18 protein-coding genes and 1 other annotated feature are annotated in these 23982 nt (G+C 39.4%); all 18 genes read right to left on the bottom strand.

Translation table 11 applies throughout. The features are described 5' to 3' along the window. Window positions 1-195: 195 nt before the first annotated feature. The 18 genes from ACWOEC_RS07620 to mraZ all read right to left on the bottom strand — a co-directional run bounded on the left by ACWOEC_RS07620 (window position 196) and on the right by mraZ (window position 23902). Window positions 196-1635 (bottom strand): glutamate synthase subunit beta, encoded by a 1440-nt coding sequence (locus tag ACWOEC_RS07620; RefSeq protein ID WP_455307142.1) that lies wholly within the window; start codon window positions 1633-1635, stop codon window positions 196-198. Between the two features lie 5 nt (window positions 1636-1640). Beyond that, window positions 1641-6134: a glutamate synthase large subunit gene (gene gltB, locus ACWOEC_RS07615; RefSeq protein ID WP_455307140.1), complete on the bottom strand. Its 4494-nt coding sequence runs from the start codon at window positions 6132-6134 to the stop codon at window positions 1641-1643. Between the two features lie 290 nt (window positions 6135-6424). Further along, window positions 6425-9220 (bottom strand): isoleucine--tRNA ligase, encoded by a 2796-nt coding sequence (ileS, locus tag ACWOEC_RS07610; RefSeq protein WP_455307138.1) that lies wholly within the window; start codon window positions 9218-9220, stop codon window positions 6425-6427. Window positions 9221-9277: 57 nt separating this feature from the next. Further along, window positions 9278-9494, bottom strand: a binding site (T-box leader). Further along, entirely contained in the window at window positions 9485-10177 is a 693-nt protein-coding gene (locus ACWOEC_RS07605; RefSeq protein ID WP_297075918.1) for a DivIVA domain-containing protein, read from the bottom strand. Its footprint overlaps the feature before it by 10 nt. Before the next feature lie 18 nt (window positions 10178-10195). Further along, window positions 10196-10978 carry a YlmH family RNA-binding protein gene (locus ACWOEC_RS07600; RefSeq protein ID WP_455307136.1) on the bottom strand — a complete coding sequence of 261 codons (783 nt, stop codon included), beginning with the start codon at window positions 10976-10978 and terminating at the stop codon, window positions 10196-10198. A gap of 21 nt (window positions 10979-10999) precedes the next feature. Then, window positions 11000-11254, bottom strand: a complete 255-nt coding sequence (locus ACWOEC_RS07595; protein ID WP_016184567.1) for a YggT family protein — start codon at window positions 11252-11254, stop codon at window positions 11000-11002. 39 nt (window positions 11255-11293) lie between these two features. After that, window positions 11294-11935 carry a cell division protein SepF gene (locus ACWOEC_RS07590; protein ID WP_455307146.1) on the bottom strand — a complete coding sequence of 214 codons (642 nt, stop codon included), beginning with the start codon at window positions 11933-11935 and terminating at the stop codon, window positions 11294-11296. Window positions 11936-11945: 10 nt separating this feature from the next. Continuing rightward, on the bottom strand, window positions 11946-12623 hold the full coding sequence (locus tag ACWOEC_RS07585; RefSeq protein ID WP_455307134.1) for a YggS family pyridoxal phosphate-dependent enzyme: 678 nt from the start codon (window positions 12621-12623) through the stop codon (window positions 11946-11948). A gap of 15 nt (window positions 12624-12638) precedes the next feature. Next, the gene (ftsZ, locus tag ACWOEC_RS07580) at window positions 12639-13880 is read right to left on the bottom strand and encodes a cell division protein FtsZ (protein WP_297079310.1); all 1242 of its coding nucleotides are present in this window, start codon (window positions 13878-13880) and stop codon (window positions 12639-12641) included. A gap of 24 nt (window positions 13881-13904) precedes the next feature. Continuing rightward, window positions 13905-15239, bottom strand: coding sequence for a cell division protein FtsA (gene ftsA, locus ACWOEC_RS07575; RefSeq protein WP_455307131.1), 1335 nt, complete (start codon window positions 15237-15239; stop codon window positions 13905-13907). 162 nt (window positions 15240-15401) lie between these two features. Further along, window positions 15402-16388 (bottom strand): cell division protein FtsQ/DivIB, encoded by a 987-nt coding sequence (locus ACWOEC_RS07570; RefSeq protein WP_455307130.1) that lies wholly within the window; start codon window positions 16386-16388, stop codon window positions 15402-15404. An 11-nt stretch (window positions 16389-16399) separates the two neighbouring features. Next, entirely contained in the window at window positions 16400-17494 is a 1095-nt protein-coding gene (murG, locus tag ACWOEC_RS07565) for an undecaprenyldiphospho-muramoylpentapeptide beta-N-acetylglucosaminyltransferase (RefSeq protein WP_455307128.1), read from the bottom strand. Window positions 17495-17502: 8 nt separating this feature from the next. Then, a complete protein-coding gene (murD, locus tag ACWOEC_RS07560; RefSeq protein WP_455307126.1) occupies window positions 17503-18873 on the bottom strand; it encodes a UDP-N-acetylmuramoyl-L-alanine--D-glutamate ligase in 1371 nt (456 codons plus the stop codon). A 12-nt stretch (window positions 18874-18885) separates the two neighbouring features. Next, complete coding sequence (mraY, locus tag ACWOEC_RS07555) at window positions 18886-19848, bottom strand: phospho-N-acetylmuramoyl-pentapeptide-transferase (RefSeq protein ID WP_455307124.1); 963 nt, start codon at window positions 19846-19848, stop codon at window positions 18886-18888. A gap of 20 nt (window positions 19849-19868) precedes the next feature. Continuing rightward, window positions 19869-22085 carry a penicillin-binding transpeptidase domain-containing protein gene (locus tag ACWOEC_RS07550; RefSeq protein ID WP_455307122.1) on the bottom strand — a complete coding sequence of 739 codons (2217 nt, stop codon included), beginning with the start codon at window positions 22083-22085 and terminating at the stop codon, window positions 19869-19871. Then, a complete protein-coding gene (ftsL, locus tag ACWOEC_RS07545; protein WP_455307120.1) occupies window positions 22086-22493 on the bottom strand; it encodes a cell division protein FtsL in 408 nt (135 codons plus the stop codon). It lies immediately after the preceding gene. Continuing rightward, window positions 22486-23457, bottom strand: a complete 972-nt coding sequence (gene rsmH, locus ACWOEC_RS07540; RefSeq protein ID WP_297079240.1) for a 16S rRNA (cytosine(1402)-N(4))-methyltransferase RsmH — start codon at window positions 23455-23457, stop codon at window positions 22486-22488. Before rsmH ends, ftsL begins: the two co-directional genes overlap by 8 nt. 13 nt (window positions 23458-23470) lie before the next feature. Continuing rightward, entirely contained in the window at window positions 23471-23902 is a 432-nt protein-coding gene (mraZ, locus tag ACWOEC_RS07535) for a division/cell wall cluster transcriptional repressor MraZ (RefSeq protein WP_297079238.1), read from the bottom strand. Window positions 23903-23982: the final 80 nt, after the last annotated feature.

Raw genomic sequence — 23982 nt, 5'->3', positions numbered from 1 at the left:
ATCTTGATTCCTCCTTTTGGATTGGTTCGTCAAATTAATTCTAAAGGATTTCAAGGTGTCTTTTCTATTGTTTTTCAAAATAAAAAAGATGCTGGTGTCATCCACCAACATCAAAAAGTATAGAGCCAAAAAAACAACCTGATCAAAATCAGGTTGTTTTTTTATTTAAAATAATCAAGACTTGCTTTCATAGTATTATTGATAGACCAGTGCACGTAAACTTTGATCGATTTTTTCAGCTGTCATGCGTCCTTCTTTGATTCCCCAAATGACCAAACTAGGTCCACGTTTTGCATCACCAGCTACTAGTACACGCTCATTGTTTGTCGTATTGTCCCCGTAGATCTCCTCGACACCAAATTCTTCAAACAAACGATGCTCTGGTCCAGCAAATCCCATGGCTAATAAGACAAGATCTGCTTTTAAAATCGTTTTGCTCTCTGGGATCTCTTGATATCCTTGATCTAAGCGAACCGTTTCGACCCCAATCAATTGTCCTCTTTCCGCACCAATAAATGCTGTCGTACTGATACTATTCAATTTGATCGATTCACCATATACTTCATGTGCTTCGATTTGACCATACCCAAGTTTGTCCACTCTTGGATATTCAGGCCACGGATTATCTACTGCACGTTCGTTTGGCAACGCTGGATTGATATTTAATTGTTTGATCGAAGCGGCGCCTTGGCGTAAAGCAGAAGCCACACAGTCAACAGCAGTGTCTCCACCACCGATCACAACGACATGTTTGCCTTCCAACTTACGACTAGTCGCTTGTTTGCCATGTTTTAAAATATCTTTGGTCGTTTCTGTCAAATAATCTACCGCATAGCGGATCCCATTTAATTCACGTCCAGAAACTTTTAAATCACGTGGCACACTGGCTCCAGTCGCGATCACGACCCTATCATAATTGGCTTGTAGCTCTTCTGCTGAGAGATCGCGTCCGATTTCTGTATTCGCAATAAAGGTAATACCTAGGTCCATCATGAGATCGATCCGTCTTTGAACGATATCTTTATCCAACTTCATATTCGGGATCCCATACATCAACAATCCTCCAAAACGATCACTACGTTCATAGACAGTGACGGCATGCCCTAATTGATTTAAGCGCCATGCTGCCGATAATCCTGCAGGACCACTTCCAATGATTGCAACTTTAAATCCAGTCGCTTCACCAGGTAACCCTGATTCTTTGACCCAATCTTCTTCAAAGGCTGTATCGATAATAAACCGCTCATTTTCATGGATCGTGACACCTTCACCATTCAAGGCTTCTGTACAGCTTTGTTCACACGGTGCTGGGCATACACGACCTGTCATCTCAGGTAACGGATTCGTTCTAGCCAAACGCTCAAATGCGTCTTTAAATCGGCCTTGATGAACCAAGTCGTTCCACTCAGGAATCAGGTTGTCGTTTGGACAACCTGATACAGTTTTTTTTCCACCAAAAAATGTTCCAGTGTGGCAAAAAGGAATCCCACATCCCATACAGCGAGCTGCCTGTTCTTGACGTTCAGTCGTAGATAATGGAACATTGATTTCTTCCCAATCTTTAATCCGTTCAGCAACTGCACGCGCCGGATTTTCTTTTTTTGCATACTTTAAAAAGCCAAATGGATCTGCCATTTACTTCAGTCCTTTCTTGATGGAATCGATAGTTGTGCGCCAATCATCGACTCAAATGCTTGTTCAACTGCATCGGTTTTCGTATAGCCTTCTTCTTCAAACCGTAATGTCCGATCGATCATTTCATGGTATTCACTTGGATATACTTTAACAAAGTACTGTTTTTCTTCTTCCCAGTGTTTTAAAATGTAAGCCGCCTTCGTTGATTTCGTATACAATAATTGTTTTTCGATCAATTCTTTTAACACCTGATCGTCGCCACTTTCATCCAATCCAAACAAATCGACCATTTCTAGATTACATCTTTCTTTAAATGTCTGCGTTTTGTCGTAGACATACGCGACACCGCCTGACATTCCAGCAGCAAAATTACGACCAGTTTTTCCTAATATAACTACAGTTCCACCAGTCATGTACTCACAGCCATGATCACCAACACCTTCGACCACGACATTGGCCCCACTATTACGGACACAAAAACGTTCGCCGGCCATTCCTCTAAAGTAAGCTTCTCCTTTATTTGCACCAAAACATGCAACATTTCCGACGATTGGCGAATGATCCACATCATAAGCCGCTTCTTTTGGTGGCATAATAATCAAACGCCCTCCGCTTAATCCTTTGGCTACATAGTCATTGGCCTCACCGATCAAAGTCAGTTGCATCCCTTGTGTGGCAAATGCACCAAAACTTTGTCCGGCAATTCCCGTATAGGTATAATGAAGTAATCCTGGTTGTAATGTGTAATTACCAAAACGTTCTGCAATCCAACCTGCCATTTTCGCACCTACTGAACGCTCTACATTATTGATTGACTGATGGGTCGTCACGGTCGTTGCATTCGTTAAAGCTGCCTGACTATAAGCATCTAGCTCTTTCCACTGTCGTTTTTCAGCAAATGGATCGTCTACTTTTCGTTCGATACCGATGCTTCTTCCCAACATTCTTGAAAAATCTAATGATTTTGCCTTTCCTTTAGCAATATAACGCGGTTGCAATACTTCTGCTTGACCAACCATTTCATCGATTGTTCGAAATCCTAATTCAGCCATGATTTCTCGGAGATCTTCTGCTAAAAAGAACATCGCATTGATCACGTGTTCTGGTTTTCCGGCAAAGAATTTGCGCAAAGCTGGATTTTGTGTCGCTACACCTACTGGACAAGTGTTCAGGCTACACACACGCATCATGACACAGCCAACTGCGACCAAGATCAAAGATGCAAAGCTGTATTCTTCTGCACCTAATAACGTGGCGATCGCAATATCGCGACCCGTCATCAGTTTACCATCGGTTTCTAGCGTCATACGCTGACGTAACCGATTCATGCTCAACGTTTGATGTGCTTCAGCTAACCCCATCTCCCAAGGCAATCCGGCATCACGAACAGAATTTCTCGGAGAAGCACCTGTTCCACCGTCATAGCCTGAAATCACTACGACATCGGCACCGGCTTTTACAACACCTGTTGCAATCGTTCCAACTCCTGTACTGGAAACGAGTTTGACATTGATTTTGGCATAAGGATTGATCGTTTTTAAATCATAGATCAACTGTGCCAAGTCTTCGATCGAATAGATATCATGATGTGGTGGCGGTGAGATCAGACGTACACCTGGTGTTGATCCACGGATTTCTGCGACCCAAGGAAATACTTTATTTCCAGGTAATTGTCCACCTTCACCTGGTTTAGCGCCTTGCGCGATTTTGATTTGCAATTCTTCGGCACTCATTAAATATTCTGCATTGACGCCAAAACGACCAGATGCAACTTGTTTGATCTTGGAGTTCAAATTCGTTCCATCTTTTTGAGGATAGAAACGATTGCGATGTTCGCCACCTTCACCACTGTTGGATTTTGCACCAATTTGGTTCATCGCTTGGGCAATACAGGTATGTGCTTCTTCACTTAACGAACCATACGACATCGCTCCTACTTTAAATCGTTTTACGATTCGCTCTGCTGGCTCAACTTCTTCTAAAGCGATCGAAGGACGCGTAGACTTAAACTCCCAAATCGTACGTAACGTGGTTGGTGTCGCCAGCGCTTCTTCATTCAGTTGGTTGGCATATTCTTTGTACAAGTTATAATCACCAGTTCGCACAGCTTTTTGGAAATTATAAATGGTTTTAGGATTAAATAGATGATGCTCACCATCTGATTTGTATTGGAAACTTCCTCCTGATGGTAAATAATCCCGAGCTTTTTCTCCATAAGCTGCGTCGTAACGTTTGATATATTCTTGTTCGATCTGTTCAAGTGACAGTCCTTCGATACGTGTGACGGTCCCAGTGAAATACTCTTCGATCACCGCACTTGAAATCCCGACCGCCTCAAATAATTGTGCTCCCTGATATCCAGCAATCGTCGATATTCCCATTCGTGACATAATTTTGATGATTCCTTTTTCACAGGCTTTACGATACGATTCAATTTTTTCAGATAGATGATAAAAATCCAGTGTTGCATAAGCGCCATAAGGGTGGATCGCGCTTGCACCATATCCAATCAGCATCGCGTAATGGTGTACTTCACAAACTTCTGCAGTGTCAACAACTATAGACACTTTTGACGCTTTTCCTTGACGAACCAAATGGTTATGCAAACCTGCTACTGCAAGTAAGATCGGAATGGCTAAATGCTTTTGTTCACGATTACGATCACTTAAAATCAAGATCGTCGCACCGGCATCTATTTTGGCTTCAGCTTCTTTAAATAAAGTTTCTAGTGCTGTTTTTAACGTATGACGCTGTGCTTGTTTCACATAAAGGATCGATTGTGTCAATGTTTTTTGTTTATTCTTTTGGAATTGGCCTAATTTAGCAAAATCTTTTGTCGTTAGTACCGGACTATTGACTTTTAACTTTCGACTATTTTCGGGAATATCACAACGAATATCTTCATCGCGTCCTAAGAATAATGAGGTCCCAATGACAAGTTGTTCACGGATGGCATCGATCGGCGGATTGGTCACTTGTGCAAATTGTTGCTTAAAGTATGTAAACAACGATTGCGGGCGCTCACTTAAAATCGCTAATGGTGAATCAAATCCCATCGAAATAACTGGTTCTTCGCCGGTTTGCGCCATTGGAATGATCAACGTTCTGATCACTTCATCCGTGTAGCCATTTAATTTCCATAAACGCAATAGATCACTTGTTTCAACTTGTGGCGTTTCGCTTACTTCCGGCAATGTTTCCAAGGTCAATAATTGTTTGGTTAACCACTTTTTATAAGGGTGTTTTGTAGCATATGTAGTTTTGATTTCGTCGTTATACGTGATTACCCCAGTTGATGTATCGACTAAAAACATATTCGCTGGACCTAAAACGCCTTTTTCAATGATTGTAGCAGGATCAATATCCACAACACCAGATTCAGATGCCACGACCACTAACCCTTCTTCTGTGATCAAATAACGAGAAGGACGTAATCCATTACGGTCTAAACATGCCCCTACAACTTCACCGTCTGTAAAACATAATGCTGCGGGACCATCCCATGGTGCCATAAAGCTTGCATTGTATTCGTGGAACGCTTTTAATTCTTCTGATAACCCTGTCTGTTCTCCCCAAGCTTCTGGTACCATCATCATTAATGCTTGCGGGATATCTCGACCATTGCGATATAAGTATTCCATACAATTTTCTAGCTTAGCAGAATCCGAAGCTTCTTCATCATAGACTTCAATTTGATGGCTGTGCATCCAATTCTCAGCTCCTCGCAAGGTATTGATCTCACCATTGTGTGCCAAAAAGCGAAATGGCTGTGCACGGTCCCAACTTGGAAAAGTATTGGTTGAAAAGCGTGAGTGAATCAACGCGACATGTGTCATAAGCGTAGGATCTTGCAGATCTTTATAAAAGAGACGAACTTGATAGGCATGTAACATCCCTTTATAGACAACGGTTCGACTGGATAAACTACAAATCGATACATCACTTGATGCGTAATTTTTCTCCAACGTTCGACGTAAATAAAATAATTGATCTTCAAACGCTCGACCAATTGGTGTATCTAAAGGTTTTTCGATAAAAATTTGTACGAAGCTTGGCATGACTTGCTGTGCACCAGGTCCACAATTCGAAAAAGCATATGGCACATCGCGTTGCCAACGTACACTAAATCCTTCTTCCGTGATTTCTTGAATAATGGCTTGTTGCATCGCTGCTTTTTTGGTTTTTTCTTTTGGTAAAAAGAGCATCGCTACAGCATAGTGCCCTAGTGATGGTAAGGTTACCCCAGCTTTTTTGGCTTCTTTTTGAAAAAAGACATCTGGTAATGCCATCAAAATCCCCGCACCATCTCCAGTATCTGGCTCCGCACCAGTTCCACCACGATGGTTCATCCGCTCTAACATCGTGAGTGCATAATCGACCAATTGATGAGAAGGCTTCCCTTCACGCTGGGCGATAAATCCCATTCCACAAGCATCTTTTTCAAACGAAGGATCATATAAACTATATTGTGTTGTCTCTTTAGCTAAAAAAGGATTCATCGTCTACACCTACTTTTTTTATTTGAAGATTCAGATAATTCTTATTATGAGAAAATAGTGTTAAATTTTATATTTTCTCATTTAATTGTTATGTTGTCTGTCGTAATCTCAAGTTTACACATTTTTTCTTATTTTTCCATGAAATTTTTTAGTTTATCCATGAGAATCGTTCTCATTTGAGGATTATTTTTTATTTCGTTTTATGTAACCGACTTCTTTCAAAGTATTTCCTAATAAAAAAAAGAAGAATCCTTGAATAGATTCTTCTTTTTAAAGACAAATGTTATTTCTTATTTTTGTTCGAAACCTTCAGCAACAGCTTCCGGAAATTCAGCTTCCACGATCGTTGTACAGTGGTTACATAGGTGTGGTAATTGTGGGTTTGATCCTACATGTGTTTTCACTTGACGACAACGTTCGCAGACTTCACCATCTGCTTTTTCAACTAGGATCGCTACATCTTCAAATACTTGAGCTTCTTGTGGTGCTGAAACACTTGCAGATTTTACTTCAAAGAAATCTGGCGAAACGATTAATAGTTGTGCAATATCTGTATCTACAGCATGTAGTAATGTATGCACGACTTCAGATGGATAAATCGTTACTTTAGCTTCCATTGATTTTCCGATCAGTTTCTCATTACGTGCGACTTCCAAAGCTTTCAACACATTATCTCTAAAGTCCATAAAAGCTGTCCAGATATCTAATAGCTCTGCTTGATTCGTAAATTCTACAGCTTCTGGTAATTCAGCTAATTGTACATAGTCCTCTTCTTCTTTTAAATGAGACCAGATCTCTTCTGCTGTATGTGGTAAGATTGGTGTCATCAATTTTGTCAACGCAACAGCTACATCGTAAAAGACGGTTTGCATACAACGACGAGCATGCGCATCTGCTTTTTCGATATAGACGACATCTTTAGCAAAATCAAGGTAGAATGCAGACAAGTCAACCGTCAAGAAGTTCATTAATGTACGATAGATATGAACAAAATTATATTTGTCATATCCTTGTTCACGGATTTCTTTGATCACTTGATTTAGACGAACCATTAGGTATTTATCCACTGAGCGTAATTCCTCATAAGGTACTGCCATAGCTGGTGTAAAGTCTTCTGTATTTGCTAATAAGAAACGCATCGTATTACGGATCTTGCGGTACACTTCTGATACTTGTGTCAATGTATTCATATCCACACGAACATCTGACTCAGAATCGACACTAGCTACCCATAAACGTAGAATATCTGCACCCATTTGATTAATGACTTTATTTGGTTCGATCGTATTTCCTAATGATTTACTTTGTTTGCGTCCTTGAGGATCCAAAGTAAAACCTTGTGACAATACCGCTTTATATGGTGCGACTTTATTGATTGCCACACTTGTCGTAATACTTGAATTGAACCAACCACGGTATTGGTCAGAACCTTCTAGATACATATCTGCTGGGAAGCTTAGGTCTTTACGTTGACGCAAGACTGCTTCATGAGAAGAACCAGAATCAAACCAAACATCCATGATATCTGTTTCTTTTGTAAAGACATTGTTTGGTGAGCTTGGATGCGTGAATCCTTCTGGTAACAAGTCACGCGCTTCGCGTTCAAACCAAACATTTGAACCGTGTTCAGCAAATAATGTCGCAATATGTTCAACGGTTTCTGGTGTGATGATCGGATCGCCATTTTCTGCATAGAAAATTGGTAATGGAACTCCCCATGCACGTTGACGTGAGATTACCCAATCTCCACGATCACGGATCATATTGTATAAACGTGTTTTTCCCCAAGGAATGATCCAGTCGACTTTTTCGATTTCATCTAAAATATCTTGACGGAATTTATCGATCGAAGCAAACCATTGTGCAGTCGCACGGTAGATCACTGGTTTTTTCGTGCGCCAATCATGTGGATAGCTATGGGTAAAGTAATCCACTTTTAGCAAGGAGTTATTTTCTTTTAACTGTTCGATAACCATTGGATTGGCTTTTTCATAGAAAATCCCTTCAAATCCAGGTGCTTCTGCTGTATACACACCACGACTATCTAATGGAGATAAAACATCTAACCCATATTTTTTCCCAACGATATAGTCATCTTCACCATGACCTGGTGCTGTGTGGACCAGACCAGTACCCGCATCAAGCGTCACGTGATCTCCTAGCATCACAAGTGATGTACGATCATACAATGGATGTTGTGCGGTCATGTATTCTAATTCTTGACCAGCAAATTCTTTGATGATCTCGACTTCTTGCCATCCAATCTCATTGGTTACCGTCTCTAACAAATCTTTTGCAACAACAAATTTACGACCATCTGCTTTGATTTGAACATATTTGTACTCTGGATTAACAGAGATCCCTAGGTTTGACGGAATCGTCCATGGGGTCGTCGTCCAAATAACCATTGATGTATCTGTATCTAAAAGATCTTTTCCATCAACAATTGAAAAAGCAACATAGATCGAAGGCGATTCAACATCTTTGTATTCAATCTCTGCTTCTGCTAATGAAGACTCACTTGAAGGTGACCAATAGATTGGTTTTAGACCTTTATAAATATAGCCATTTTCAGCCATTTTTCCAAACACTCGGATTTCTTCTGCTTCATAATCAGGTGTCAATGTGATATATGGGTTTTCCCAGTCTCCAGCGATTCCTAAACGTTTAAAGTCTTCACGTTGTTTATCGACTTGACTCATCGCATATTCATAACATTTTTGGCGGTATTCTGTCATCGACATCTCTTTACGCTTGATGCCTTTATTGGCTAAGACTTGTTCGATCGGTAATCCATGAGTATCCCAACCTGGAACGTACGGTGCACGAAAACCAGACATCGCTTTTGAACGCACGATGATATCTTTACTGATTTTATTTAAGGCATGACCTAAGTGGATATTCCCATTTGCGTAAGGAGGGCCATCATGTAAAATAAAGGTCGGTTTGCCTTCATTTTTTTCTTGGACCATGCGATAAATATCCTTTTCATTCCAGTCTTTTTGCCACTCTACTTCTCGAGTCGGCAAGTTCCCACGCATTGGAAAAGCTGTTTTTCCAAGATGCAATGTTTCTTTCATTTTCATTGAAATTGCTCCTTTAATTTTGATTGTAAACCTAAAAAAAGTCCCTTCTATCAACATAGAAGGGACGAATTTACACGCGGTACCACCCAGATTTCAAATAGTTTCCTATTTGCACTCTTGATCGATAACGAGATCACTCGTCTTATCTTACTTTTGGTTCAGATAAGTATTTCTTTAGAGGATCTAACAAGATACAGGGTTTTACTGGACTTCCACTATCTCCAGCTCGCTTTAAAAGTGTAGCTTATTTTTCTGTTCTAAAGATTAATCTTGAGGAACATCGATGATTTTTTCTGTTGCATCAACCACTACGACTTCATCCACAAGTTCTGTTTCTTCTGAGTTTACTTCAAAGTCATTTTCATTGTCAAGTTCTTTTGATAAAACTTCTTTGATCAATGAATCGCTGTCTTGAACATACGTTGAGAATGGTTTTAAAATTTCTTCCCACTCTGGACTTTTTACTTGTTCTAATTGCGCTTCTAACATCAATGATAAATTGCTGTGGAAGACGCGAGTCTTTTTCTTCAATTCATTGGTTTCAGTTGCCAATTGACGTGCATTTTCAGTTGCTGCTTCTAAAATTTCTTTCGCTTTTTCTTCAGCAGTCGTTGTTAATTCGTACGCACGTTTTTCTGCATTCGTGATCAATTCGTCTGCACGATTTTCAGCTGCAGCAACCAATACTTCAGATTCTTTACTTGCACTAGTTTTCACTTTATCTGCTGTATCTTGCGCTACGATGATCGATTGGTTCAACGCGTCTTTTAATTCATTGAAGTATTCTAATTTTTCTTCAGCATGTTTTAACGCTTTTTCTAATTCACGATTTTTTTGGACTGCTGCTTCATAATCACGAACAACAAGATCTAAAAAATCGTCTACTTCGTTTTTTTCATATCCGCGCATCTTGATCGGGAAATTTTTATTTTGAATATCTAATGGAGTTAATGCCATGTCTTACACCTCTTCATATTATTTACGTAATACACCTAATGCTAAACGTATCTTTTCTTTTTTTGTCGTTCCTTCGATTCGTTGGATCTGGATTCGACCATAGCCACGTATGGATAAAATATCTAATAGATCTAACGGAAAATCTGGTTTTGTAAGGACACGCCAATTTAATTTGACTTTTTCCGAATCAATCAGTTGTTTCGCACGCTGTCTCGAAATGGCAAAAACAGATGCGATAATCGTATCTAAGCGCATCGAGCTTACTATGACCAGTTCATCTGACCAACTATCTTTTGGTAGCACCATGTCCGTATAGGCTTTTTCTTCTAAACGTGCGTTGACCCGTCCGATCTTTGTCACTTGAACTTCAATATATTGGCTGACTTCTTTTGCGACAAATACTTGCCAGTTTTCACCATCTGATAAAATATCACCAAAAAATTCACGTTTGACACCGGCATTGACTAACGTACCTAAAATTTTCCCGTGTGTCAATGTCGTAAATTTTTTCGGATAATTGATTTCAAATAGTACTAAATCGAATTCATCTGTGCTTGGCGTATAGTAATCCGGATAGATCAGACAACGTACGCGTTCTGCTTGCTCGTATCCACCATAAAAACGAAACTTCAAATCTGAGGTTTGGCGAATCAACGTTTCAACGATATAGGCTTGTCTTGGATCCAAAAATGCCGTCAAATAAGGAGCATATTGGATTTGGACTTGTTCGATCCAATCATTTACGCTATCAATAAAAGGGTGTTCATCGGCGCGAAAGTGTTGGTACACATTTGCGTTCATCGATAATTCACCCCCTTTTGGTTAAAAAATTAAGTTTGCTAGAATAGTTGTTAATGCTTGGCTCGCCAAGTTTAAAATAATGATCGCCGCGGCAATCGTGAAATCGATTGGTCCTAAACGTAAATTTAAATGATCAAATAGACTTAAATATGGCTCACAAATACGACTTAGTAATTTACCAAATCCTGATTGATAGCCTCCTGGAAACCAAGACAATAAAGCATAGATCACAAGTAAAATCGTATAGACATACACGATGTCGTTAAACAAGGACAATAATTGATAGAAAATCAAGATAAGCGTACCCTCCTTTGCCTATTGCTCAAATAGATGGCTGCTTGCTAAAGTTTGCGCGGTACCATCGATTTCAATTCCTTTTGGTGTGCATAAAAAGATTTCATCGGCAACACGTTTAATGTCACCATCCTCAGCATACACGGTACCTGTCAGAAAATCAACGATTCGACGTGCTTGATACTCTTCTATTAAGTGAAAATTAACCAATACCGGTTTTCCGGCGATAATGGTTTTGGCAATCGTCATCGCTTCTGAATACGCACGAGGTTCTAAAATCACAATTCGGCTATGATCGACGGTTTGTGTCTTACTCGCACGATTTTGAGAAGGTTGATCATGCATCTTCACGACTTTTTTCGTTTCTTTTTGTGGTGCATGAGTAGTCATTGGTTCTTCATCATAAGCAACGTTTGTTTGGTTCAAATCAATTGAAGAAGGTTTAGGAATTTTCACACGTTTTTTAGACGTTTTTTCAGTAGTTTCTTTCTTAGGAACAGTACTTTGTACGGAAACTGGTTCAGTTTTTTCGATCTTGTTTTGTTTGACAAGTGAAGGTTTGGTTGCAGCAGGTTTTGGCTGTCCGTAATCTAACTCTTCATCTGGCATACTATCATTCAACCCAAAAAAATTCGAAATACTATCTTTTAATGACATGCTCAGTCCTCCTTTCTTACTCTTTAAACAAAGCCGTCCCAATACGGATAAACGTAGCGCCTTCTTCAATAGCGATAGGGTAGTCATTACTCATCCCCATACTAAGTTCTACACAAGGTGCATAAGAAAGTTCTTGTGCCGCAATTTGTTCTTGCATTTGTTTTAATTGATGAAACAATTCATGGAGTTGTTCAACAGTCGCATCGATTGGTGCCATCATCATCAGTCCTACGATCTGAATCCGATCATACACAGCCAACTGTGCAATAAAGTCTGGTACCTCTTCTAACGAGATTCCTTGTTTACTGGCCTCTTTTGCCACATTGACTTCGACAAAACAAGCAATCGTATGTTCCGCACGCTTTTGAATTTCAGCTGCTAATCGCAAACTGTCTAACGCGTGAAAATAGTCGATTTCATTAATGACTTGTTTGACCTTACGTCGTTGTAAGTTCCCGATGAAATGCCAAGATAACGGCTGCTCTCGAGCCTCTACTGATGCTTTTTTCGCTAAAAAAGCATCAACGCGATTTTCACCACAGTGCGTAATCCCTGCATCAATGATCGCTTGTGTAGCTCTTGCATCACTGGCCTTCGTTACGGCAATCAATTGCACACTGTTACGTTGGCGTGAAGCAAGAGCACAAGAATCCTGGATTTCTTGCTCCACTTGTCGCAAGTTTTCAGAAATCATGTGCTCAGCCTCCTCTTATCGTTTACGACGGAAAAATGGTGGCGTATTTAGTTCGTCATCATTTCCGGCTTGTTCTTCACGATGGAATGTATCAAAGTCTTTTTTCTCAATTGAATCAAATTGAGGTTCCTCTGTTTTTTGGCGCACAGTTTGTTCTTTACGAATATCCCAATTTCCAAACGCATTTGTTTCTTCTTCAGTTGGTGTTGGTTGTGCTTGATCCATTTCTAACACAGGTTTAGTCGGTGTTGTTTGGATCTGACTCGCTCTTTGTGTACGAGCAGATCTAACGTCCTTTTTTGTTGGATCGATTCCTGTAGCAATAACTGTTACACGAATTTCATCGCCCAATTCTTCATTGATTGATGTACCTAAAATGATATTTACATCACCACTTGCAGCACTCGCTACGATATCAGAAGCATCTTGTGCTTCAAATAACGTCATGTCCATACCACCTGTGATATTTAATAGCACTTGTTCTGCTCCATCGATTGATGTTTCTAATAATGGAGATGAGATGGCTTTTTTCGTTGCTTCTACAACACGTTCTTCACCTGTTGCTACACCGATACCCATTAAAGCAGTTCCTTGGTTTTCCATAACTGTCTTCACGTCAGCGAAGTCCAAGTTTACGTAACCAGGTGCTGTAATTAAATCAGAGATCCCTTGTACCCCTTGACGTAATACGTTATCAGCTTCACGGAAAGCTTCTAACATTGGTGTCTTTTTGTCGACTACTTCTAATAAACGATTGTTTGAAATGATTAATAGTGTATCGACATTTTCTTTTAATTTTGCAATTCCTTCAGCTGCAAAACGACCACGTTTTGGTCCTTCAAAAGTAAACGGACGTGTAACCACACCGACAGTTAATGCACCTAGTTCTTTTGCAATACTTGCAACGATTGGAGCCGCACCAGTACCTGTTCCGCCACCCATTCCAGCAGTAATGAAGACCATATCTGCGCCTTCTAGAGATTCACGAATCAGTTGTTCGCTTTCTTCAGCAGCTTTTTCGCCTACTTCAGGTTGAGAACCGGCACCCAAACCGCGAGTGTATTTCGGTCCTAATTGGATAACCGTTTCTGCTTTTGAATTTTTTAATGCTTGAACGTCAGTATTTACGGTGATGAATTCAACACCTTTAACGTTTTCTTCGATCATACGGTTTACTGCGTTACCACCACCGCCACCGACTCCGATGACTTTGATTACAGCGCCTTCGTTGATATTGTTATCAATTGAAAATTCCATAAGTGTTTATTCCTCCTACGTTTACTAATCAAAAATATTTGAAAAGAATCCTTTTACTTTATCGGTAATGCTTTCGTTATCTTGTTTTGATTCTTCTACATCTTGATACACGGGTGTTTCTTTTGGTTCTTCTTGTTTTGGTGTTTCTTTTACCGGCGTTTCTTTTACTGCCGCTTTAACCGTTTTGGTTAATTTTTCACCTGTTACAGCGGCATTCGCTGCACGGTAAACGTCACCTAAGTTTGCTGCATAGTCGACTAAACTGATGACATTGGTAAAGACTGGATTACGAAGTCCCATATGATTTGGCACATACAATTTAACCGTTGTATCAAAGATCTCTTGTGCAAGATCTACGACTCCTGGTAAGCTTGCCGCACCACCAGTTAACACTACGCCACCTGGTAATTCAAATGCTTCGACTTCGTTTAATACGTCCTTAGCTTTTGTAAAGATTTGCTCCATACGTGCTTCGATAATTTCAGATAAATAGCGCTCATCGACTTTGATTGGTTCATCTTTACCAATCACATCGACTGGAAATTCTTCTGCAGCTGATGTCCGTTCTGGATACGCATCTCCATAATTGATTTTCAATGCTTCTGCATTGTTAAACGATGTATTCAAGACAGTAGAGATATCTTTTGTGACAAATTCGCCGCCTTCTTGATTCACGTCTGTAAATTTCAATTGTTTATCATGCATCACCGCAACGGTCGTTTGACCCCCACCTAGATCCATTACGATCGTACCAAAATCTTTTTCCCCATCAGATAAGATCGTTTCTGTAAGTGCAAGTGGTGTGATAATCACTTCATCAATCATTAGGCCAGCTTTTTCGACACATTTTTTCACATTGTGTACGATTGTTTTGGGTCCAGTGTAGATCAAGCCAAACATCTCTAGACGAACACCAATCATGCCACGTGGATCTTTAATTCCTTCAAATCCATCGACTGTAAATTCTTGAGGAATGATTGCAACGATTTGACGTTCTGGTGGTACAGAACGCACCATTACAGCTGAAGCGACATTTTTCACGTCTTCTTCGGTGATTTCTTTTGATTCACTATTGACTGCGATCATCCCTTGACAATTTTCTACTTCTAGTAGATTTGCTGGTAACCCAACGCTAACGCTACGTACTTGAATCCCAGCTTTTTCCTCAGCTTGTTTTACTGCTCGTTGAATCGCGTTGACTGTTTTCTCAATATCTACGACGATTCCTCGATTGATTCCTTCTGATTTGGCGTTCCCTACGCCAATGATATTCATTTGGTTGTCGACATACTCTGCAACTACAGCTTTTACTGATGTCGTTCCAATATCTAAACCCACATAAATCCCTGATTTTGCCATGGATGGAATTCCCTCCTAATTTGTTTCCTAATCGATTTGAATGAAACGTCTTCTATAAATTTAGCATTCTCTTTTCATTTCTACCAATTTTACCATACCTTAGTAAGAATGATAAAGATGTAAGAATAAATTAATCACTAAATTTAATATAAACCTCTTGAATTATTGCGGATTTGTTACAGTTTCACTTGAACTTGGTATTTTTTCACTTGAACTAGATAATTGTTCACTTGTATCGGTTTCACTTGTCGCATTTCCTTCATCCGTTGTACTTTCGCTACCATATGGTGTGTAGAAGATCCCCACTTCCATATCGATGATCCCTTTATCTGGTAAATCTTTTGCCACTTTTGGATAATAGGCCATTTGTTTTGCTAGATTTTCAATATTGACGATCACCGTATTGCCATCTTTCATCATCAAACGCAACAATGAATCATTTGCTTTTGTTGGTGTCGCGTTGATCTGAGAAATCGCTGATTGGATATCGGCAGGTAGACTTTCATAGGCTTTGATCGTTTGCACGATTGCTTGATCTTTCTTGAAATCTTCTAAGATCACAAAACCATTCGTCGGCTTTTTGGTTCCTGACGTTAACGTCTTTCCGTTTTCTAAAATAGGATAGTAAAGCTTTCCTTTTGATAATTGAGCGATTTGATCATATTCGGTGATCTTGATCACTAGTTCATTGATACTCTTTGGTACGATACTCACACTTTTTACCCGTACATTTTCTTTTTTGATCGCGTTGATCGCATTGGCACGTTTAAAGTATTGTGTTAAGAAATCTTGATCGTATTGCAAATGAGAATCCTTGATGATTTTAGAAGATTCAATCGTTTGATTTCCACTAACAGCAACACTGGCCAAACGACTAAAAGGCGAGATATAATACATGCTGATCAAAAGCGGGATCAGCAATACTCCTACGATCAAGCTTAACCGGCGCCATAGTTTTTTACGTTGATACTTTTTAAACTGAGGTAGCGTATCGGTAAAAGAAGGATGCTCATTCTTTTTAGCTGTCGATTTTTTTTCGGCCTCTTGTTTTTCTGAATCGACTTTGGTCGGTTTAGCGATTTGTTTTGCTTCATCATTTTGATTTGATAATTTATTTTCTTTTGAATTCATGCCACTTTTCTTTGTCATCTTGTCGCTCCTTATTTCACTAATTTTTGGACAAGATCATAAAGGCGACTTGATGCATCCGGAATCCCTTGAGTTTTCGATGCCTGTTTCATACGCTCACGTTTGGCTTCATCTAGCATGATCGCATCGACAGCAGCTACTAGATTCGCCTCATCTAGATCAGCATCGGCAATCATCGTAACCGCTCCTGCTTTTACTAGACTTTGCGCATTTTTCGTTTGATGATCGTTTGTCACATAAGGACTTGGAATCAAAATAGCAGGTAATCCTAAAGCGGTAAACTCCGCAATCGACGTTGCCCCTGCACGACCAATCAAAAGATCACTATTGGCCATAACTTCTGCCATCTGATTAATATAAGGCTGAATGCTGATATTTTTAAAGCCGTCTTTTGCCATTCCGATCTGTTCTTCGATTTCTTCGTAATAGCGTTCACCAGAAGCATATAAAAGCTGATACTCTTTCTTAGCAAATTCAGGTAAAGCAGCTAATACTGCTTGATTGATTTTTAAAGCGCCTTGACTCCCGCCAAAAATCAACACTGTCTTTTTGGTAGGATCTAAGCCGTATTCTGCTAAAATCTCAGAAGGCTTTGCCCCTGCTACTTCTTGAGCACGAGGGTTTCCCACAAGTACCGTTTTTTGTTTTGGAAAATAAGCTTTGGCATCTTCAAAAGCAACAGCAACTTGATCGACGTAACGTGCTAAAAATTTATTGGTCATTCCTGGCACACTATTTTGTTCGTGAACGATCGTAGGGATCTTTAATTTAGCAGCTGCATATACGACCGCTCCTGAAACATACCCTCCAGTTCCGATCACCACATCCGGTTTAAATTCTGTTAAGATTGCTTTTGCTTGACGAATACTTTTTAAAAATAATTGGATAGTCTTTACATTATCCATTGATAGACTACGTTTGAATCCTTGGATTTCAAGTGTTTTAAATGGAATATCCATTTGTGGAACAATTTTGTTTTCCAATCCTCTAGTCGCTCCTACATACATAAAAGAAGCCGTTGGATCGATGGATTGGACGTATTTGACAAAGGCTAAGGCTGGATAAATATGTCCACCTGTTCCTCCTCCTGTTACTAAAATTTTCATAGTCGATTCTATCCTTCTATTAGTTTTTGCTGTTCTACTGCGGCGATAAAGCGATCGCCTCGTACTTCAAAATTAGGGTATTGATCCCAACTAGCATTAGCGGGCGATAACAAGATCGTATCGTTTTGATCGGCTAACTCAAACGCTAATGGGACTGCTGTTTCTACATTTTCTGAAACTTCGATGATCTTAATTCCAGCTTTTTTAGCTGCCTCGCTCAATTTATGTTTGGTTTCACCAAACACGATCATGGCTTTGATCCCAACCAAACTAGGAATAAGTTCATCAAATGGATTTCCACGATCTAAGCCACCAGCTAATAAAATCAAGTGTTCATTATCAAAACCACCCAAAGCCATTTTCGTTGCCAAAATATTCGTGGCTTTAGAATCATTATAAACACGAACGCCCTTAACCTCTCCTAAATACTGCGTGCGGTGTTTCACTCCAGAAAAATGACGCAATGCTTGAACGATGTCAGATGTATCGATTTTTTGCAATTTGGCTACTGCAATCGCTGCTAGCGCATTTTCGACATTATGCGCACCAGGCACACCTAAATCAGCTACCGGCATCATCGCTTCATCTAGATAATAAATGTGATCGTTTTTCACATAGACACCTGCTACTTCACTGGTGGTACTAAACGGAACGACTGTAGCGTGTGTTCGTTTAGCTAATTGTCTAAGTTCTTCTTGATTAAAATTTAACACTAAGTAATCGCTTGTGGTCATATTTTTTTGCAGTTCCCATTTGGCTTTCACATACTCTTCACGCGTGCCATGATAATCTAAGTGCGCTTCGTACAAGTTGGTCACGACTGCGATATGAGGATGGAAATCTGTGATCCCCATTAATTGGAAACTAGATAGCTCCATTACTAAACAATCCTCTTTTGTCACTTCTTGTGCAACTTCACTAGCCGGAAACCCAATATTACCAGATAAACGGGCTACACCTTTTGTCATTCCCGCATTTAAACAATCTCCAATCATCGTCGTCGTCGTCGTTTTTCCATTGGTTCCAGTAATTCCAATAATTGGTGCTTCAGAAATCTCATAGGCTAATTCGACCTCTGTAATAATTGGAATATTACGCTCTTGCGCGCGTTTAATAAATGGATGTGTATAGGGAATCCCTGGATTTTTAACGATCAATGCAAACTCTTCATCTAATAATTCTAAGGGATGACTACCCGTGATCACTTTGATTCCTTCTGTTAATAGATCTTGTGCTTGTGGATTTCCTTCAAAAGGTTTTCCGTCGTTAACGGTAACAAGTGCGCCCAAATTATGTAATAATTTGGCCGCACTAAATCCGCTTTTTGCTAGTCCGAATACGAGGACTTTTTTATTTTGATATGTTGTGATTCGATTCATCTTCTCTCACTCCTATAATACAATCCATAATGTCAATGCCGAACAAATCAACCCAATCAACCAAAACACGATATTGATTTTCCACTCTGACCAGCCACTCATTTCAAAATGGTGATGGATCGGTGACATTTTAAAAATACGTTTTCCAGTTAATTTAAAGGAAGCCACTTGCAACATGACACTTGCCGTTTCACATACATAAACTAGACCAACTAATAATAACGTCCATTCCTGATGTAATAATATCGAAATCGTTGCCAATAAGCCACCTAAAGCTAACGATCCTACATCTCCCATGAAGATTTTAGCCGGTTTATGATTGTAAAAGAAAAATCCAACTAAACCACCTACGACACTTAAACAGACGATCAAGATCGCGTATTGTGCCTGAGCATAAGCAATAATCCCATACGTCGCAAATGAAATCGTTCCTAATCCAGAAACAAGTCCATCGATTCCATCTGTCAGATTGACTGCATTTGAAAAGCCTACTAACCAAATTACAACAAACAATCCAAAAGCGTATGATAATGGGATATCATAACCAAATACGTTGACAGTATTGATATTCCCATCCGTTAAATACACAAGGTAAAAAACGATTGCACCAATAATTTGTCCAATCAATTTTTGGAGCGAATTTAAGCCCATGTTTCGCTTTTTAAAAATTTTGATAAAATCATCTAAAAATCCAATCAATCCATATAGCGCTAAAATAAATAAGAGGATAAACAAACTTGGTGTCCCCTGTTTTTGCCAGATTCCGACCCAAAGGCTAGTAAATATAATCGCAATTAAAAATACGACTCCTCCCATTGTGGGTGTTCCGGATTTGACTTGATGCCATTTTGGCCCTTCGTCACGAATCTCTTGTCCATATTTTTTCATTTGAAAATAGCCGATGAATAGTGGCATAAAGGCAATCGTAATGCCAAAACTACTGGCAATTGGTAGTAACATTTCTTCCCAATTCATGTGTTCTCGCTCCTATAGGTTTACTCATTACTTGCTAGAGTAATGGTGATCTTGTCATTTTTTTGTACTTCTTGATATGCTTCGATACTTTGATTTGTTACAAATCCATCTCCATTAAACTCAACATCTAAGTCAAGTAGTGAAGCAAGACTCACAACATCAGCTTTTGACCATCCTGTTAAATCAGGTAAGACACGGGTTTCGCTATCGGTTAATAAAATCAACCGTTCGCCAGCTAGTACTTTACTTCCAGTTGGAATCGATTGTTTCGCCACTTTTGATCCAGTGCCGACAACGATTGGCTCTAAGCCCATTTTTTGTGCCGATGCTGCCGCTTGATCTGTATCAAAATTGCGGTAATCTTCAACCGTTACTTTTTCGATTTCGGAACTGGCAGCTTTTGTTGGTCCATCGTTACTTGAAGACAAATCCATTGCTCGTTTCAAAATCGCATTGGTAATATCAGACAAGGCATTGTAATCATAATCTTTTGGTTTTTTGATTGTTAGATAGAAGATATATTCAGGATTTTCTGAAGGTACCATTGAAACCGCCGAATAAATATAATCAGTTCCACCAAATAAATATTTCCCATCTTCAGCAATTTGAGCTGTTCCGGTTTTCACACTAACGTTATATCCTGGTACAACATATTTCCCATAGGCGATTCCATAGTCTTTATTTTCAGTCGTATCGCGCATATATTGACGCGTCAATTCAGCACTCTCAGCAGTTACTGGGTTTCCAACAATTTCTTTTGACATCACTGTTTCTTTATTCGTATTTGGATCCACCAATTTTGTAATAAACTGCGGTTTAACCATGACGCCATCATTGGCAATAGCTGTAAATGCTTGCATCATTTGAAAATTCGTTACCGCAATTCCTTGACCAAATGCACTCATTGCTCGGTCTACGATATTATCTGCTGGTAATTCTCCACTGACTTCCCCATTTAATCCAGAATAGGTACTACGGCCAAAACCAAATTTTTTCAAGTACTCTTGCCATACATCTGGCATTTTTTCTTCTAGAATAACCATTCCTTTATTACTTGACCAAGAAAGAGCTTGACGCATCGTCAATAGTCCTTTTTCACCGTGATCCCAGTCATCGATCGTTGCATCTGCAACTTCAATTTTTCCACCTTGATAGGTTTCATTTGGGTTATACACCCCTTCAGTCATGCCAGCAGCTGTTGTTAAGATTTTCATCGTTGAACCTGGTTCATAAGTATCTTGGACTAAAATATTTCCCCATTTGAAAGTATCGGCGTTCGTACCTTCTTTTGTTTCTGGATCAAATGTTGGTTGTTGGGATAACGCGATGATTTCTCCAGTATCCGCTTTGACCAACATAGCCGTCATATTTTCCGCATCTAATTTATCGAAATATTCTTTCATATATTGATCTAAATACACTTGGATTCGACTATCTAATGTCGTATAGATATCTTTTCCATCTTCAGCTGGTGTAGATTCTGAGATCGTTCCTGGAAGTGGATTTTGATAGTTATCTTTTTGATAGACAATCTTTCCATCTTTTCCTTTTAAGATATCATTATACGCCGCTTCGATCCCCATTTTTCCGACAAGTTCTTTTTCGCCGGTCTTTTCTTCCACAACGTCAGTATATCCAATCAAATGAGAAGCAAATGCTCCATTAGGATATAAACGTGCTGGACTTTCAGTAAAGTAAATCCCGACAATATCTTGTTTTTCCATTGCTTCTTCGATGGCTTGTTTTTGCTTAAGGGTCAAATTTTTTGCACTGTTGATTTCTACTTGATAGGATTCTGCTTTTTCACCATTTTCTAACTGTTTCACCACGTCGTCGACATCGACCGCTTCGACTTGCGTTTTCAAAATTTTTGCTAAAGCTTCAAAATTCTTTGGCTCAGCATATAATTTTTTATCTCCAGTCGTATAGGTCTTTGATAAGATGATGTAAGCAGAATAAGAGGTAGCATCTTCAGCAATCGCGATGCCATTACGGTCATAAATGGTCCCTCGTTTGGCCGCCACGGTCTGACTCCCTTTATAAAGAGCATCCGTTTTATCTTTTAATGATACATCAGAAACTTTACCTGCTAATACGATATAACTTAAACGGCCCGCAAATAAAAAGAACATCACAAAAGTCATAGAGAACAAAAAGATCCCTACTTTTTTGCGATTGCTCTTAGGTGTGCCATTGTGTTTAGTGAAATATCGCTTGATTTTTTGTATGAGATTCATCTATTTCACATTCCTTAAATTATCCTCTTTATTGGTTAATCCTTTTTCTTCAGCGATTTTTTTGATTCGATCTGTTTTGGTTAATTCATTTTTTTCTTGACGCAAGTCATTAATTTGATTTTGATTTTTTGTAATTTCACTTTGTACGCCTGAGATCGTATTTTCGACTGAACTGATCGTCGTACGCAAGTTAATCGTAAATAGACCTAATGCAATAGCTCCCACAATAATGCTTGCAATCAAATATCTTTCTAGACGGCTTAAGACCGCCAAGCGATGTGTAGGAGATGTTGGCACCGAAACAACTTCAGGACGAACAAGTTGATCAGCATAGACTGTGGATTGTTCGACTTGTTCCTCAGGTGTTAATGGTTGGAATTGATCTTCTTGAAACTTCAATTCAGCCATGATGAATCTCCTCACTTTCTTTTATTCTCTCTACAATCCGTAGCTTCGCGCTACGAGAACGATTATTTTCAGCTAATTCTTCTTTAGATGCCGTAATCGGTTTACGATTGACTAAACGTAACTCTGGTTGGAATTCTTCAGGAATCATCGGCAACCCCGGTGGAACATCTTTTTGTTGACTAAATTCTTTAAACATCGTTTTGACGATCCGATCTTCTAACGAATGGAATGTGATGACACTGATTCTGCCATGAAGATCGATTAGTTCGATTGCTTGTTCTAATGAATCTTCTACCACACCTAATTCGTCGTTGACTGCGATTCGAATAGCTTGGAAAATACGTTTAGCCGGATGACCGCCTTTTCGTCTAGCTGGTGCTGGAATCGCTTCTTTGATCAAGTCCACTAATTCTCCAGTAGTTTTGATCGGCTTTACTTCGCGAGCACGTTCGATTTCACGTGCGACTTGTTTTGAAAATTTTTCCTCTCCATAACGAAAGAAAATTTTTACTAATTCATGGTAACTGTATGTATTGACCACATCATATGCAGAAAATTCTGCTGTCTCATCCATGCGCATATCGAGCGGTGCATCTTGATGGTAACTAAAGCCACGTTCTGCTTCATCTAGTTGCGGTGAAGAAACACCCAAATCATACAAGATCCCATCGACACGTGAGACACCTAAAGCCATTAGTTCTTCCTTTAAATAGCGAAAATTGCGCTTAATAAACGTTACTTGTCCTTTTTCAACATAAGGCGCTAAACGTTTTGTAGCAAAATCAATGGCTTTTTGATCTTGATCAAATGCATAAAGATGACCTGAATCCCCAAGTTGTTGAAGAAGATATTCACTATGCCCTGCGCCTCCTAAGGTACAATCCACATAAATACCGTCTTCTTTGATATTCAATCCGTCAACAGTCTCTTGTTTCATGACTGTATAATGCTGAAATTCTGTCATCTTCTGCCTCTTTCTAAAACCCGAAATCTATCATATTTTCGGCAATCTCATCAAAATTTTCTTCTGCTTCAGTTGAGAAAGATCGCCATTTTTCTTCATCCCATATTTCAATTCGATTGGCTACACCAATAATGGTGCAATTTTTCGTTAAATTTGCATAGTCACATAATGTCTTTGGAAGGGTAATTCGTCCTTGCTTATCAAATTCACACTCCGTTGCAGCGGAATAGAGAAAGCGGACAAAGGTGCGAGCTTCTTTTTTCGCTAAGGGCATATCACTTAATTTTTGTTCCATTTTCGCCCATTCATCTTTAGGGTAACCAAAAAGACAGCCGTCTAGTCCTCTTGTAATCACAAATTGAGGCACTAGTTGCTCGCGCAGTTTCGCGGGAATAATCACTCGGTTTTTGGCATCGATTGTATGCTGAAATTCGCCCATCAACAACGCAAAAACCCCCGTTCACCACTTGATAAATCAAGTCTACCACAATCCCCCACTTTCTACCACATTTTCTCAAAAATTGA

The sequence above is a fragment of the Enterococcus bulliens genome (assembly GCF_053761865.1).
This window is presented reverse-complemented; position numbering and strand designations above follow the sequence as displayed.